General features: G+C 69.9%; 15 protein-coding genes. 4 read left to right on the forward strand and 11 right to left on the reverse strand.

Going from position 1 to position 14,539, the window contains the following annotated elements; genetic code table 11:
• Positions 1 to 64: 64 nt before the first annotated feature.
• The gene (locus ABD844_RS46125) at positions 65 to 1,045 is read left to right on the forward strand and encodes a hypothetical protein (protein WP_344893964.1); all 981 of its coding nucleotides are present in this window, start codon (positions 65 to 67) and stop codon (positions 1,043 to 1,045) included.
• Positions 1,046 to 1,095: 50 nt separating this feature from the next.
• Here ABD844_RS46125 and ABD844_RS46130 read toward each other — a convergent pair whose 3' ends face one another.
• Genes ABD844_RS46130 through ABD844_RS46140 form a run of 3 tightly spaced genes read right to left on the reverse strand, consistent with a single transcriptional unit; the run spans position 1,096 to position 4,177 of the window.
• Positions 1,096 to 2,667, reverse strand: coding sequence for an ABC transporter permease (locus tag ABD844_RS46130; protein WP_344893967.1), 1,572 nt, complete (start codon positions 2,665 to 2,667; stop codon positions 1,096 to 1,098).
• Positions 2,664 to 3,554: an ABC transporter ATP-binding protein gene (locus tag ABD844_RS46135; protein WP_344893970.1), complete on the reverse strand. Its 891-nt coding sequence runs from the start codon at positions 3,552 to 3,554 to the stop codon at positions 2,664 to 2,666. Before ABD844_RS46135 ends, ABD844_RS46130 begins: the two co-directional genes overlap by 4 nt.
• A complete protein-coding gene (locus ABD844_RS46140; RefSeq protein WP_344893973.1) occupies positions 3,551 to 4,177 on the reverse strand; it encodes a TetR/AcrR family transcriptional regulator in 627 nt (208 codons plus the stop codon). Before ABD844_RS46140 ends, ABD844_RS46135 begins: the two co-directional genes overlap by 4 nt.
• 179 nt (positions 4,178 to 4,356) lie before the next feature.
• Here ABD844_RS46140 and ABD844_RS46145 point away from each other — a divergent pair, with 179 nt between their 5' ends.
• Positions 4,357 to 4,947 (forward strand): hypothetical protein, encoded by a 591-nt coding sequence (locus ABD844_RS46145; RefSeq protein ID WP_344893976.1) that lies wholly within the window; start codon positions 4,357 to 4,359, stop codon positions 4,945 to 4,947.
• Positions 4,948 to 5,004: 57 nt separating this feature from the next.
• On the opposite strand, the gene ABD844_RS46150 is transcribed toward ABD844_RS46145, so the two are convergent.
• The 8 genes from ABD844_RS46150 to ABD844_RS46185 form a co-directional block, all read right to left on the reverse strand.
• Entirely contained in the window at positions 5,005 to 6,600 is a 1,596-nt protein-coding gene (locus ABD844_RS46150) for an FAD-dependent monooxygenase (RefSeq protein ID WP_344893979.1), read from the reverse strand.
• A gap of 188 nt (positions 6,601 to 6,788) precedes the next feature.
• The gene (locus ABD844_RS46155) at positions 6,789 to 7,079 is read right to left on the reverse strand and encodes an MTH1187 family thiamine-binding protein (protein WP_344893982.1); all 291 of its coding nucleotides are present in this window, start codon (positions 7,077 to 7,079) and stop codon (positions 6,789 to 6,791) included.
• 89 nt (positions 7,080 to 7,168) lie between these two features.
• On the reverse strand, positions 7,169 to 7,492 hold the full coding sequence (locus ABD844_RS46160; RefSeq protein ID WP_344893985.1) for a hypothetical protein: 324 nt from the start codon (positions 7,490 to 7,492) through the stop codon (positions 7,169 to 7,171).
• 10 nt (positions 7,493 to 7,502) lie between these two features.
• Positions 7,503 to 8,180, reverse strand: coding sequence for a uracil-DNA glycosylase (locus ABD844_RS46165; protein WP_344893988.1), 678 nt, complete (start codon positions 8,178 to 8,180; stop codon positions 7,503 to 7,505).
• A 119-nt stretch (positions 8,181 to 8,299) separates the two neighbouring features.
• A complete protein-coding gene (locus tag ABD844_RS46170; RefSeq protein WP_344893991.1) occupies positions 8,300 to 9,208 on the reverse strand; it encodes a carbohydrate ABC transporter permease in 909 nt (302 codons plus the stop codon).
• Positions 9,205 to 10,581 (reverse strand): carbohydrate ABC transporter permease, encoded by a 1,377-nt coding sequence (locus ABD844_RS46175; RefSeq protein WP_344893994.1) that lies wholly within the window; start codon positions 10,579 to 10,581, stop codon positions 9,205 to 9,207. Before ABD844_RS46175 ends, ABD844_RS46170 begins: the two co-directional genes overlap by 4 nt.
• Before the next feature lie 12 nt (positions 10,582 to 10,593).
• Entirely contained in the window at positions 10,594 to 11,919 is a 1,326-nt protein-coding gene (locus ABD844_RS46180) for an ABC transporter substrate-binding protein (protein ID WP_344893998.1), read from the reverse strand.
• A 7-nt stretch (positions 11,920 to 11,926) separates the two neighbouring features.
• A complete protein-coding gene (locus ABD844_RS46185; protein ID WP_344894001.1) occupies positions 11,927 to 13,174 on the reverse strand; it encodes an ABC transporter substrate-binding protein in 1,248 nt (415 codons plus the stop codon).
• A 131-nt stretch (positions 13,175 to 13,305) separates the two neighbouring features.
• Between ABD844_RS46185 and ABD844_RS46190 the strand changes: the two genes are divergently transcribed.
• Together ABD844_RS46190 and ABD844_RS46195 are read left to right on the forward strand one after the other, a co-directional pair.
• The gene (locus tag ABD844_RS46190; RefSeq protein ID WP_344894004.1) at positions 13,306 to 13,812 is read left to right on the forward strand and encodes a PadR family transcriptional regulator; all 507 of its coding nucleotides are present in this window, start codon (positions 13,306 to 13,308) and stop codon (positions 13,810 to 13,812) included.
• On the forward strand, positions 13,809 to 14,537 hold the full coding sequence (locus ABD844_RS46195; RefSeq protein WP_344894007.1) for an ABC transporter ATP-binding protein: 729 nt from the start codon (positions 13,809 to 13,811) through the stop codon (positions 14,535 to 14,537). The genes ABD844_RS46190 and ABD844_RS46195 overlap by 4 nt, the downstream gene beginning before the upstream one ends.
• Positions 14,538 to 14,539: the final 2 nt, after the last annotated feature.

The raw sequence follows: 14,539 nt of genomic DNA on the forward strand, positions 1-14,539 counted from the left end.
CGTCGACAATCCTGAGTGCCTCCCGGGCCCCGGCCCGACCCCTTACTCACGGAGGCCGCAGACCATGCAGATCGACCTTCCCCTGCCCGGCGCCATGACGTCCCTCTTCGTCGTCGCGATGGAGCACTTGCCCTTCGACGTCCGCTCCTTCGTCCCATGGCGCATCGGCGGGCCGTACAAGAGGGCCGCGATCACGGCGGTGGCCAACGGCACGCTGACGGTGACCCACCACGCGAGCCCGTGGAGACCCGTCGAGGCCGGCCTCGCCGACGACGAAAGACGCCGCCTGCGCCGCACCGGGCATCATCTGGTGGTCTCCGCCACCGCGCCGCCGCACAAGCTCCCCACCGCCGCGCAGGTGGCCCGTGCCGCCGCCCGCGCCCTGGCCCGCGAATGCGACGGCCTCCTCATCGACCCGCTGACCGGCTCGACCATCGTCACGTGCGGCAGATGCGTGGGCGAGCCCACGATCTTCCGGCTCGACGACGACTGGCTGGCCTGGGACGTCCAGGTCCACGACGCCGCGACCTGCCCGCCCTGGGACCCGCGCGACACGGGGGCGTGCGACTGCCTGCGCGTCACGTCCAGGGGTCTGCGCCGCTTCGCGCTCCCCGAGATCACCCTCGACGGCGCCGCCTGCGCCCACAACCTGTGCGCGACGAACCTTCTCCGTACGGTGGCGGGCCGCCTCGTCACCGACCACCTGTCCTACCTCGCCGGTCATCCGGAGGCCACGGTCCGCAGGATCGATGACGTCGTCCACATACAGACCGCCGACCAGCCCGACGGCGGCCACCCCTTCGGCGTCCGGCTCACTCCTTACGACGCCGACGTGGGCGAGCTGGGCCGCACCGGCAGCATCCGCCGCCTGAAGATCGGTCCCGTCCCCGGCACCGGCCAGCTCACCTGCCTCAAGGTCGGCCCACCGTCCGGCTTCACCGGCTCACTCAACGACTGGCTCTGCGCCACCCAGGCATCCCAGCCCGCCACCCTGACCCCGATCGACCGCCGCCCACCCGACCCGGCCCACGCCATGGCCGCCTGATCACGCTGCGGTCCACGCCGTGGGCTCCGGGCCGGGCGGTCGTTGCCGGTTCAGCCTGAGGGCACCAGGTCGCGGCGGCGCAGGCCCGCCAGCCCCGCCGCGGCCAGGGCGGCGGCGAGCGCCGTGAGCCCCAGCAGCGGCGGCACCGGTGACGAGGCGTCGCCCAGCAGCAGGGCGGGCACGTGCACGAACGGCGACAGGTTGAGCACGACCCCGGTGGCCAGCTTGAACTCCGCGAGCAGGTCCACGACGAGAAACAGGCCGAGCACGGTCCAGCTCACGGCCACCGCCGACCGGGGCAGCACGCCGAAGAGGAGCGTCGCGATCCCGACCACGATCCAGACCGCGGGCAGGTAGGCCAGCGTGGCCACGGTGACCCGGGCCACGTCGCCGTCGTAGGCGAGCCCCGCCATGGCGCCCAGCACGGCCAGCAGCAGCACCGGGCCGGCCATGGCGTACACCAGATGGCTCAGCGCCCAGCGCATCCGGCCGACGGGGGTCGACAGCAGCAGCTCGGCCCGGCCCGCCGCCTCCTCGGTACGCGCGCGCAGCGCCGAAACCAGCGCCGCCCCCGTGACGAGCTGGCTGAGCACGTACATCACGAACGTGAAGAACACGTCCGAGATGTGGGCGTCGGCGCCGCCGACGGTCGCGGCCAGCTCCCGGAACTGGGGCGTGTCCAACTGGGCGTCCAACCCGCGCGCCGCCACGCCGAGCAGGGCGCCCAGCAGGCCGAAACCGATCGCGAAGCCCGCGAGCGTGCCCCGGTGGAGCTGCCCGGCCAGGCCGAACGCGCCCGACAACGTCCCGGTGGCGGGCCCTGGGCGGGTGGACACCAGGCCCCCGGCCAGGTCGCGCCGCGTGGACAGCGCGAACGCGGCCGCCGCCAGGGCGGCGACGAACACCACGATCAGCCCCAGCACCCACCACTGGTCACCGGCGTAGGGCTTGGTCAGCCGGACCCACCCGAACGGCGACACCCAGGCCAGCCAGCCGATGCCGCCCGCGTCGGCCAGCGAGCGCAGTGCGAAGAACAGGCCGCCGACGGCGATCGCGATGCCGCGCGCCGTACCGGACGAGGAGGTGAGCTGGGCGGTGACGGCGGCCACGGCCGCGAACACCCAGCCGCCCCCGGCCGTGGACAGCCCGAACAACACCGACGAACCCGTGGGCAGCCCGGTCGCGACCAGGGCGGGCACCGACAGCACGCCCAGCAGCAGGTTGGCGGCCAGCACGACCGCGAGCGCGGCGGCCAGCGGGGCGTGGCGGCCGACGACCCCCGACGTCAGCAGCTCGCGCCGGCCGGTCTCCTCCTCGACCCGGGTGTGCCTGATCACCAGCAGGATGCTGACCAGCCCGCCGATCATCGCGAGTGACGAGCCGAGCGTCCAGGCGGTCAGGCCGCCGACACTCGCGTCGTAGATGTGGCCGCGCATGGCCAACTGCGCCGGGTTGCCCGCGGAGGCCGCCGCGAAGGCGTCGCGGGCGGCCTGGTCGGCGTACAGGTCGGCGGTGGCGGAGGCGATGCTCGTCGGCAGCACCGCGCTGATCACGATCCACACCGGCAGCAGCACGCGGTCTCTGCGCAGAACGAGCCGGATCAGCGCCCAGGTGCCGGTCATCCGGCCGCCCCCTCGTAGTGGCGCAGGAACAGCTCCTCCAGCGTCGGCGGCTGCGTGGTCAAGGTGCGTACGCCGGCCCTGGCCAGCTCGGCGAGCACCGCGGTGAGCGCGGCACCGTCCACCTGGCAGCGCAGCCGGGCGCCGTCGACGGTCAGGTCGTGCACGCCCGGCAGCGTGGCCAAGCCGGGCGCGGGCCCGATCAGCTCGGCCGTCACCGAGGTACGGGTGAGGTGGCGCAGGTCGGCCAGGCTGCCCGACTCGACGGTACGACCGGCGCGGATGATGCTGACGCGGTCGCACAGCGTCTCGACCTCCGACAGGATGTGGCTGGACAGCAGCACGGTGCGGCCGGCGCGCTTCTCCCGCAGGACACAGTCGTTGAAGACCGCCTCCATCAGCGGGTCGAGGCCCGAGGTCGGCTCGTCCAGCACCAGCAGCTCCGCGTCGGAGGCGAAGGCGGCCACCAACGCCACCTTCTGCCGGTTGCCCTTGGAGTAGGTGCGGCACTTTTTGCGCGGGTCGAGCTCGAAGCGTTCGAGCAGCTCGGCGCGTCGCTCGGGGTCGAGGCCGCCGTGCACCCTGCCCAGCAGGTCGATGACCTCGCCGCCGGTCAGCGACGGCCACAGGGTGACGTCGCCGGGCACGTAGGCGAGCCTGCGGTGCAGCTCGGTGGCGTCGTGCCACGGGTCGCCGCCCAGTAATGTCATCCGGCCGCCGTCGGCGCGCATCTGGCCCAGCAGGATACGGATGGTGGTGGTCTTGCCCGCACCGTTCGGGCCGAGGAAACCGTGCACCTCGCCCGTCTCGACGGTGAGATCGAGCCCGTCCAGGGCCCTGGCCCGGCCGAAGGTCTTGACCAGGCCCTCGGCACGCACAGCGGCGTTCATCGTTGTCCCTCGTACTTCTCCAGGCCCGTCCGCGCCTGTTCGAACAGCTCGCGGCCGAGGAATTCCGGTCTGATCAGGTCGAGCTGGGCCTTTCCGACGCGCAGCACGCCCTCCGAGGTGTAGACGTCCGTGTCCAGCGCGCGGGAGACGTGCTCGTGCAGCACCGTGATGCCCAGCTTCATCGCCGTCAGGACGGTCGCGCGGGCGCGGTGGTCGGCCTCGGTGCGGTCGTCGCGGGCGAGATGCTGCTCCGTCACGCGGACGAGCTCGTCGAACAGCTCCGCGGCGGCGGGGGAGCCGTCGACGAGCGCGCGGCCGAGATATTTCATCAGGGGCGGTGCGGTGCGGTGCACGTTGTCGACGAACTCGGGCTTGTCCAGGTTGCGGCCGGTGATGCCGGCGTCGACCTGTTCGCGCATGTAGCTGAGGACGTACTCGTCGCACGCGTGTCTCAGCGCCTCCTTGGTGCCGAAGTGGTGCTGCACCAGGCCGGGGGAGACTTTGGCGGCCTCGGCGATCCCGCGGATCGTGGTGGCCTTGACGCCCTGCTCCGCGAACAACGCCATCGCGGCGTCGCGGATGCGGGCTCGCGTCGTCAGGTCCTCTTCAGAGATTGGTCGCACGTCCAGGATTCTATACAGATGTATTGGATGCTGTGCAAGTGTTCAACGCCTCACGTGGCCAGGCTCACAGCGAGTGAGGCTTGTGTGACTGTTTTGGTCTACTTTGATGGGAAAAGTGGATGGTTGTCCTGAACCAAATGAGGCGGTAGACGCGTCCAAGTGACGTGATCCCGTTCGAGATGATCGACGAAGACCTGCGCACGGCACGTCGGCGGGCGCATCGCTGGGAGGAACTGGAGGGACGCCGTACGGTGGTGTCCGCCCTGATGCGGGAGGCCCAACGGGAGCTGGACGCGGCCGGGGTGTGGGACCAGGAGGGCGTGGCCATGCGGGCGGCCAGGGTGGGCGCCTACCGGATGGTGCTGGCGACGGTGCGGCGCGAGCTGGCCGAGGTGGGCCCGGCCAGGGAGCTCTACGAGGAGTTGCTGCTGCGCGAGGAGCGCCGGTTGACCGGTTCGGCCGATCCGCGCGGCGCCGAACTGCTGGGCATCGGCCGGCTCCTGGCCGAGCTGGACGTGGAACTGCCCGCCGGGGAACGTGCCAGAGCGGCCGGGCTCGCGCTCCTGGACGGAGCCGGTGGCCGGGAGGAGACGCTGGCCGAGTTCGCGCGACGGGCAGAAGCCGTGGGCATGAGCGTTCCCGCCCAGGCCGGGAGTGGTGGTGACGTCGAAGTCGAACAGGTGGTGAAGCAGTTGGGGGAGCGCTGCCGCGAGCTGAAACGACTGCGCGACAGGTTGCACGCCCGCCGCGAGGCCCTCCTCCTCGGCTGAGAACTCACGCCCCGCCCCTCGCAAGCGGATGAGGGCCGGGGCCGATCGTGGGCGGGGTCAGCGGCTGAGGATTCGGCGTAGGACGCGTTCCAGGGTGGCCGCCGGATTCGCGTCCGCCTCCGGGGAACGCCAGGCCACGTAGCCGTCCGGCCGTACCAGTACGGCGCCGCCCCCGCTGACGCCGTACCGCTCCAGGAACCGCCCGTCCACGTCCAGCAGCTCGTCGTCCACCGGCAGCCGCGTCAGCTCCACCCCGAGCCGCTCCTTGACCTGCCGCCCCGCGTCCATCCACGCCTGCCCGCCCTGCTTGGCCGCCATCAGCACGAACCCCGAGCCGAACAGGTCGATCGTGGACATGAGCTGCCCGTCCCAGTCGAGCACCACGTGCGGGGCCCGGCTGCCGGGCCGCCCGTTCGGCACGCGCGGGTCCTCCAGGATCGAGCCGTCGTCCCCGGGCTCGTCGATGATCGCCGTGGAGTGGTAGCGGTGTCCGAGAAGGGCGCCGATCGGGTCCTCCAGGGGTTCTGGATAACCGGCCCGGGCCGCGGGAGGCATGCGCGCGCCGAGGTCGGCGAGTTGCGCGTCGGCGGTCAGCTTGCCGATCGGGCGGCGTTCGGCGTCGTAGGTGTCCAGGAATCCGGGCCCGGCCTGCCCCGTGAGCACCAGCCACAGCCGCCAGGCCAGGTCGCACCCGTCCTGAAGGGCCGTGCTGCCGCCCTGCCCGCCGGTCGGCGGCATGGTGTGGGCCGCGTCGCCGGCGAAGAACACCCGCCCCGCCCGGTAGGTGTCGGCCACCAGGTGGGCGATGCCGATCATGGCCCGGTCGAGCACCCGTACGTCGAGGTCGGGCCGGCCGGTCGCCAGACGGATCAGCTCGACGCAGCGCTCCTCGGTGAAGTCGGCCGCGCTCTCGCCCTCGGCGAGGTTGACGCCGAGCACGTGGGCCCCGACCCCGGTGCCGGTCACGATCACGCCGGTGAAGACGTCGTTGCGCAGGTACCAGAGCGTCACCTCCCGCTCCCGTACCAGCTCGGACAGGTCGGCGTCGAACATGATCGAGCACATCTGGCCCAGCGGCCCGCGGCCCGAGGTGGGCACGTTCAGCGACTCGCGCAGCGGGCTGCGGTGCCCGTCGGCGGCCACCACGTAGTCGGCCCGTACGATGCGATCGCCGTCCTTGTCCCGGATCACCGCGGTCACTCCGGCGGAGTCCTCTTCCAGGGAGACCAGCTCGGTGGAGAAGCGCAGGTCGGCGCCCAGCTCCTCGGCCTTGACCCGCAGGACGCGCTCGATCTCGGCCTGCGGTGCCCCGACCATGGCCGCGGGCGTGAGGTCGGCCAGGAAGGCGAACTCCTCCTGCTCGTCGCTGATGATCATGTGGGGGTCCGGGTCGGTCAGGCTCCCGGCGACCGCGATGCGCATGTTCTCGCCGATCCCGGCCCAGATGCCGGCCAGCTCCTCCTCGATCCCCGGTACGACCCGCAGCAGCTCCACCGCGCGCGGCCCGACGCCGAACGCCTTGGGCTGGATGGAGGTGCCCGGATGGCGTTCGACCACCATGACGGGCACGTCACGCCAGGCCAGCAGCGTCGCGGCGCTCAGGCCCGCGTATCCGCCGCCGACCACCAGGACCGGCACTCGCTCTTGTTTCATTGATATCCACCTCCGAGAACGCGTACTATCGCGTCTGTGTCGAGCGACACGATATGTCGCGTCCGCGGAACGAGTCAAGATATATCTCGAATAAGGGGATTTGGGGACCGTTCCACATGAAGAAGCCCCCGGCGAGCGGGGGCCGAAAGGGCTGAGGAGAGGTGACGTTCCAGCGATTCGACAGGGGCTCAGGGGAGGTGGCGTTCCAGCGATTCGATCTTGGAGGTCATGGCGTCCGTGACGCCCTGCCGCAGGTCGGCCTTGAGCACCAGGCCCACCCGGGGAGCGACCTCGGCCACGGCGTCGACGGCCCGCTTGACCACGTCCATGACCTCGTCCCACTCACCCTCGATGGTGGTGAACATCGCGTCGGTGTGGTTGGGCAGCCCGCTGTCACGGACGACCTTGACGGCGCGGGCGACGGGCTCGGCGACCCCTTCGCCGACGCCCAGCGGGGTGATGGAGAATGCGACGATCATCGAGTGCCCTCTCAGCGGGTGCCGGACGATCTCGATCTTAACCAGCGAAAAGCCACGACGTCTGGGAACGCCGTGGCTGCCGCCGTACGTCACACGTGGTCGTGCTCTTCTTCGACCTCTTCCTCGCCAGGCTCCTCGGACGGCTCCACGCCCAGCACGGCCTCGCGGGGCTCGATCTCGCTGATGTGATCGACGAGCTGCAGCACGTGGTCGGGCTCGATCAGCCACTGCAGCGCGGAGGCGCCGCTGTCGTCGGAGGCGACCAGTTCGGCCTGCTCGGTGCGCTCCTCATCGGTGAGATCAGCGTCGGGGTGCCTGATCTCGGCGAGCGCCGCGGCCTGCAGCGCGTCCATGTCGAGCACCTCGACGGTCAGTTCGACCGTGAGGCGCAGGAACTTCGGTTCATCACTCATGGCGAAGATGCTAGGGCAGCTTCCACTCGACGGGTGTGGCGCCTTGCTGGGTGAGCAGCTCATTGGCCCGGCTGAACGGCCGCGAGCCGAAGAATCCGCTGCGTGCCGACAGGGGGGAGGGGTGAGCGGACTCGATACGCGGCACCTGGCCGAGCATCGGGGCGAGGTTGCGGGCGTCGCGGCCCCACAGGATGGCGACCATCGGCTTGTCGCGCGCCACGAGCGCGTGGATGGCCTGCTCGGTGACCTGCTCCCAGCCCTTGCCGCGGTGCGAGGCGGGCTTGCCGGGCATCACGGTGAGCACCCTGTTGAGCAGCAGGACGCCCTGCTCGGCCCACGGTGTCAGGTCGCCGTTGGCGGGCCGGGGCAGGCCGAGGTCGGTCTCCATCTCCTTGTAGATGTTGACCAGGCTGCCCGGCAGCGGCCGCACGTCGGGGGCCACCGAGAACGACAGCCCGACGGGGTGGCCGGGGGTGGGGTAGGGGTCCTGGCCCACGATCAGCACCTTGACCTCGTCGAAGGGCTGGCTGAAAGCACGCAGCACGTGCGCGCCGGAGGGCAGGTACTGCCTGCCCTCGGCGATTTCCTTGCGCAGGAAATCGCCCATCTGGGCGATCTGCTCGGAGACGGGCTCGAGCGCACGGGCCCATCCCGCTTCGACGACTTCGTTCAGTGGAAGACCGGCCATGGCCGTTGAGCTTAGCCAGGTCTGGTACGGCTTGCGGCCGAAACCTCGGCGCAGGCCGTACCAGAATGATCACGACACCGGTTCTCGCCGGCTTGCCGCCTGCCCTTGCGGGCGGGCGGTCACTTCACGGAACCGGCCATCATGCCCTGGACGAAGTACCGCTGGAACGCGAAGAACATGATCAGTGGCACGATCAGCGACATGAATGCACCCGACGAGAGGATGTCGACGTTCGACCCGAACTGCCGCATCTGAGACTGCAGATACTTGGTCATCGGCTGGTTGCCGGAGTCGGCGAAGACCAGCGCGATGAGCATGTCGTTCCACACCCACAGGAACTGGAAGATGCCCAGCGAGGCGATGGCGGGCTTGCCCAGCGGGAAGACCACCGTCGCGAAGATCTTCCACTCCGACGCGCCGTCCATGCGCGCCGCCTCCAGGAGCGAGGAGGGGATGCCGACGAAGAAGTTCCGCAGCAGGAAGATCGCGAACGGCAGGCCGAAGGCCACGTGGAACAGCACCACTCCGGGGATGCTGCCGAAGATCCCGCTGCCGCCGTAGAGCACGGCGATGGGGATCAGCGCGATCTGGATGGGCACGATCAGCAGGCCGACCACGATCAGGAAGCCCAGGTCCCGGCCGGGGAAGTCCATCCACGCGAACGCGTACGCCGCCATGGCCGCGATGCCGATCACCAGGACGGTCGTCGGCACTGTGATCAGGATGGTGTTCCAGAACGACCCGGTGAACCCGCTGCCGAGCAGGTTCTGGTAGTTCCTGATGGTCAGCTCGGCCGGCTTGGTGAAGACCGTCCACCAGCCCTCGGCGTTGTTGACCTGCGTCGTCCGCATCGACACGACCAGCAGGCCCAGCGTCGGCACCAGCCAGAACAGGCCCAGCACCACCATGATCACCTGGACGGCGCCGCCGCCCACGCGATCGACGATCTTGCTGATCACGCCCCTGCGCGGCGCGCCCGACTCTACCCCGGACGTCTTGGGCCGCGCGGCGGCTGTCGTGGTCGTCATGACTCTCCCCTCCTGAACCGCCTGATGTTCATGACCATGAAGGGGAGCACCAGAATCAGCAGGAAGATGGCGAGCGCGCTGCCCAGCCCCTGGTTGTTCCCGCCGCCGAACGACACGCGCCACATCTCCAGCGCGACCACGTTGGACTGTGGCTGGACCGAGGGGGGCGCGATGATGAACACCAGGTCGAACACCTTCAGGGTATTGATGATCATCGTGACGAACACGACGAGCAGCACCGGCGACAGCAGCGGCACCGTGATCTTGCGGAACACCTGCCACTCCGTGGCGCCGTCGATGCGGGCCGCCTCCAGCGCGTCCCGGGGGATCGCCGCCAGACCGGCCGCGAGCAGCACCATCGCGAACCCGGCCCACACCCAGACGAACGCGCCGATGATCGCGGGCGTGATCAGTGTCGGGCCGAGCCAGGTCAGGCCGGCGTAGGCCGCCTCGAAGTTCGACTGCGGCAGCCGTACGACGTACGAGCCGGCCGGCAGTCCCTCGAAGCGGAACGATCCGTCCGCTGCCGTCGTCGCGGTCGCCGCGACCTCGCCGTTCTGGACCGCCTCGACGGTCATGCCCGGCAGGCCCTTCTCGGTGGCGTCCACCTCGTTGTTGGCGCCGCCGCCGCCCGGCGTGAAGTCGAACCAGACGGTCCCCGACACGCCGTCGGGGATCGCGGGGGCCTTCGCGGCCTCGGCGGAGGCGGGCACCAGCTCCTGCTTGACGCCCACGATCGGGATCAGCACCGGCTGTCCCGCCTGGGCGGGCTGCTTGGTGACGACCGCGCCGCCCTGGGCGGCGACCGGTGACTCGTCGCCCTCGCGCGGCCGGGCCTCGGGATAGCCCTGCGCGGAGGAGAACGTGTCGTGCACGGTGGTCAGCACCGCGTTCGCCAGGCCCCGCTCGGGGTCCTCCTCGTAGACGAGGCGGAAGATGACGCCCGCCGCCATCAGCGAGACCGCCATCGGCATGAACACGATCAGCTTGAACGCGGTCGCCCACTTGATGCGCTCGGTCAGCACCGCGAAGATCAGGCCCAGCGTGGTGACGATGATCGGAGCGATCACGACCCAGATGAGGTTGTTGCGGACCGTGGTCAGCATGGCCTGGTCGGTGAAGATCGTCAGGTAGTTGCCCAGGCCCACGAACCCGGTGCCCGTCGCGTCGAACAGGCTCCGGAACACGGAGTAGACGATCGGGTAGACCACCCAGATGCCCAGCAGCAGCGCCGCGGGGAGGAGGAAGGCGATGGCGACCGCCGGCGAGGGGCCGAGGCGTCGTCTTGTGCGGGGGGTATCAGCCGGTCCGGTGGGGGGCCCGCCCGCGACGTTCGCGGGCGGGTCCTGCCGGCCGTCCAACCGTTCGGTCACGGCCTTACCTCTTTACTTCCAGGCCTTCTTGGCCTCGGCTTCGAGCGCCTCCTGGGTGCCCTTGACGTCGCTGGGGTCGCGCAGGAAGTCCTGGAGGACCTTCCACTCGCCCTTGCCGTCGGTGGCGCCGAACGCACTGGGGGCCAGGTCGGACATGTCGTAGCGGACGCTGTCGCCGGCCGAGACGATGGTCTGGCCGAGCGCCTTGGTCAGCTCGTCGGGGTAGTTGTCCGGGGAGACGTTCTTGTTCGGCGACAGGTAGCCGGGCAGCTTGGCCCAGACCTCGCCGCCCTCCTTGGAGGCCAGGTACTGCAGCAGCGCCATGGCGCCGGGCGAGTCCTTCATGGCCACCGCGACGTCGCCGCCGAGGACGACCGGGGCGGTGTCACCGACCTTGGGGAACGGGAAGTACTTCGCCTCCTCGCCCACCTTGGCGCCCGACTGCAGGGCCTCGACGGCCACGAAGTCGGCCTCGATGACCATGGCGCCCTTCTTGTTGCTGTAGACCTCGCTCACGCAGGTGGGGAAGTCGGTCTGCAGGGCGCCGGAGCTGCCGCCGGCCACGAACTCGTTCTTGCCGACGATCTGCGCGATCTTCTCCAGCGCGGTCGCCACGCTCGGGTCGGTCCACGGGATCTCGTGCTTGGAGAGCTTGTCGTAGTTCTCCGGGCCCGCGCTCGACAGGTAGACGTTCTCGAAGAGGTCGGTCAGCGTCCAGCCGGAGGCGCCGCAGACGGAGAAGGGCGGGGTGCCGGAGTCGGCGATCGTCTGCGCGTTCTTGACCAGCTCGTCCCAGGTGGTGGCCGGCTGCACGCCCGCGTCCTGGTACGCCGTCGAGCTGTACCAGACCAGCGACTTGTGCGCCGCCTTGATCAGCACGCCGTAGACCTGGCCGCCGGCGGAGCCGAGCTCCTTCCAGTACGGGGTGTAGTTGGTGTCGATCTCCTGGATGATCTCGGGGGCCAGGGCCTTGAGCGCGTCCTGGTCGGCGTACTGCTGGACCAGGCCGGGCTGCGGCAGGATGGCGACGTCCGGCGGGTTCTTGCCCTGGATGCGCGGGCCGAGGTAGGCGCCGGTGTCCTCGCCGGTGGAGGCATAGGTGACCTCGGCGCCGGTCTTGTCGGTGAACGCCTTGAGCACCTGCTCGAAGTTCTTCTGCTCGGCACCGGTCCACTTGGCGGCGACCTCGAGCTTCACACCCGCGAGCGGCTTGGCGCCGCCGTCGGTCGCGGGCGCCGACCCCGACGCGGTGGGCTCGGTCGTCGTCGGAGCGTTGCCGCAGGCGGCGACCGCTACCGTGAGCCCGGCCAGGATCGCTGCTGCTCTGCCTTTTCGCATGGCTGCCTCACTGAGTTCTGATGATCTCTTCGAGTTCGGACTTCATGGAGACCGCGACGTCGTCGGCGGTCTCGGGGGATGGGTTGGCGAGCGCCTTGGCGACCGAACTGGCGATCACCAGGCTGACCTGGGTGTAGTTGGCGCTCACCGGCCGCGGTTTGGCGGCGAGGATGCTCTCCTTGAGCACGGGGAGGTAGGGGAAGCGCTTGATGAGGTCGGGGTCGTCGTAGAGCTCTGTCCACACGGGCGGGAACGAGCCCTCGGTGAGGACCCGGCGCTCGTTCTCCAGGCTCGTGAAGTAGCGGATGAACTCCTGGGCGGTGTGCTGGTTCTTGGAGTAGGCGCTGATGGCCAGGTTCACGCCGCCCAGGGTGCTGGAGCCGGGGCCGTCGAGGCCGGGCAGCCGGGTCACGCCCAGCTTGTCGCCCAGCCGGGCCTTGGCCGGTCCGTACGCGTGCGGCCAGTTGCGCGCGAAGGCCAGCTCGCCCTCCTGGAAGGCCAGGCGGGACTCCTCCTCCTTGTAGGTCAGCGCCTCCTTCGGGATCCAGCCCTCGCGTAGCCCCTGGAGCAGGAACTCGAGCGCGGTCCCGCCCGTGGCGGGGTCGAAGGTCACCGCCGTGCCGTCACGGCTGATGATCTCCCCGCCGGCCGACTGCACGGCCTCAGAGAAGTTGACCGTGAGCCCTTCGTAGGCCAGGAACTGCCCGGCGTAGCCTCCTACGTTGTGCTTCTTGTCGATCTCTCGTGACTGGTCGCGAAGCTCGGCCCAGGTTTTGGGCGGCTTGTCGACCAGGTCGGTCCGGTAGTAGAGCAGGCCCGCGTTGCTGGTGTACGGGACGGCCCAGAGCTTGTTCTTGTAGACGGCCGTCTCCACGACAGGCGGCAGGAACCTGTCGAGCGGGAACAACCCGCGCTCCAGGGGGATGATCCAGCCGTTCTCCGCGAATTCGGCGGTCCACACCACGTCAAGCCCGAGCACGTCGTACCGGCTGCTCTGGGCCTGGAGGTTGGCCGCCATCTGAGCGCGTTGCTCGTCGGCGGCCTCGGGCAGCTCCAGCAGCGTCACCTTCTCGGCCGGATGGGCCTGGTTCCAGCGGTCCAGCAGGGGTTGCAGGTACGCCGTGGTGTCGCGTCCGGTGGCGAACGTGATCGGCCCGGTTCCGCCCGTCGCCGTCTCGCCGCCGCCCGTGTCGCCCGCAGCAGTGCATCCGGCCGCCAGGGTTACGGCCAGCAGCACCGGCAGCGAGCGAGGCACCCTGTTTCCTCCGTGTTCACAGTGATTTACATACGTGTTAGGTAGATGCATTCATGTTATGCACACCTGTAATCTTGAGGTCAACGGATTGCTCCGTAACGCATACGTAACAGGAGCGGTGAGGAGGGGTGGTGCGGCTTCACCTGCTGGCGCTCCTGGCGAAGGAGCCGGCTCACGGTTACGAGCTGAAACAGGCCCTGGAGCAGACCTTCGGCGGCGCCTATCCCTCGCCCAACATCGGGCAGATCTACGTCACCCTCGGCAGGCTGGAGAAGGACGGCCTGGTGCGGGCGGTCGACGTCGAGCAGTCCAACCGGCCCAACAAGAAGGTCTACTATCTGACGGCAAAGGGCCGTGAGGTGCTCGTGACCTGGGTCGACGAGCCGACCGAGGGCCCCAGGGTGCGTGACGAGTTCTTCATGAAGCTCGTGCTCGCCCCGCTCACCGGCATCGCCGACCGCATGGCGCTGATCAGCCGGCAGCGCCGCCACTACCTGTCCCTGATGAGTGATCTCAACGACCTCCTGGCCCGCACGCCGCCGACCGACCGGGTGGCGATGCTGCTCATCGAGGGCGCCATGTTGCACCTGCAGGCGGATCTTGACTGGCTGGCCCGATGCCAGGAGGATCTGGCATGAGCGCGGTGGTGAAAACGGTCAATCTGGTCAAAATCTACCAGGACGGTGCGGTCCCCGTGCCTGCCGTGCGCGGGGTGGATCTGCAGGTCGAGCCGGGTGAGTTCGTCGCGGTGATGGGGCCGTCCGGGTCGGGGAAGTCCACGCTCGTCCACATGCTGGGCGGGCTCGACGCCCGTACGAGCGGGGAGATCTGGCTCGACGGCCAGCGCGTCGACACCCTGTCGGAGAGCGCGTGGGCGCTCCTGCGGCGCAAGAAGATCGGGTTCGTCTTCCAGTTCTTCAACCTGGTCGCCAACATGACCGTCGGCGACAACGTCGAGCTGCCCGCGCTGCTGGCCGGGGTCTCGCCCAAGGTGGCCCGCGAGCGCCGTGAGAGCCTGCTGGCCGCGCTCAACCTGACCGACCGGGCCGACGCCGCGCCCGCCCAGCTCTCCGGCGGCGAGCAGCAGCGCGTCGCCCTGGCCAGGGCGCTGGCCAACCAGCCCAGCCTGCTGCTGGCCGACGAGCCCACCGGCAACCTCGACAGCCGCAACACCCGCGACGTGCTCAACCTGCTCAGCAAGGTGCACAAAGAGGGCCAGAGCATCGTCATGGTCACCCACGACGCCCGCGTGGCGAGCCTGGCCGACCGGCTGGTGTCCCTGTTCGACGGGGAGATCGTGGACGACGGCCGCATCGCGCGCCGCCGCACCCGCACGGCCGGAGAGGTGATCGACCTCCGGTGAGC

Source organism: Nonomuraea antimicrobica (assembly GCF_039536965.1).
GTDB classification, from domain to species: Bacteria; Actinomycetota; Actinomycetes; order Streptosporangiales; family Streptosporangiaceae; genus Nonomuraea; species Nonomuraea antimicrobica.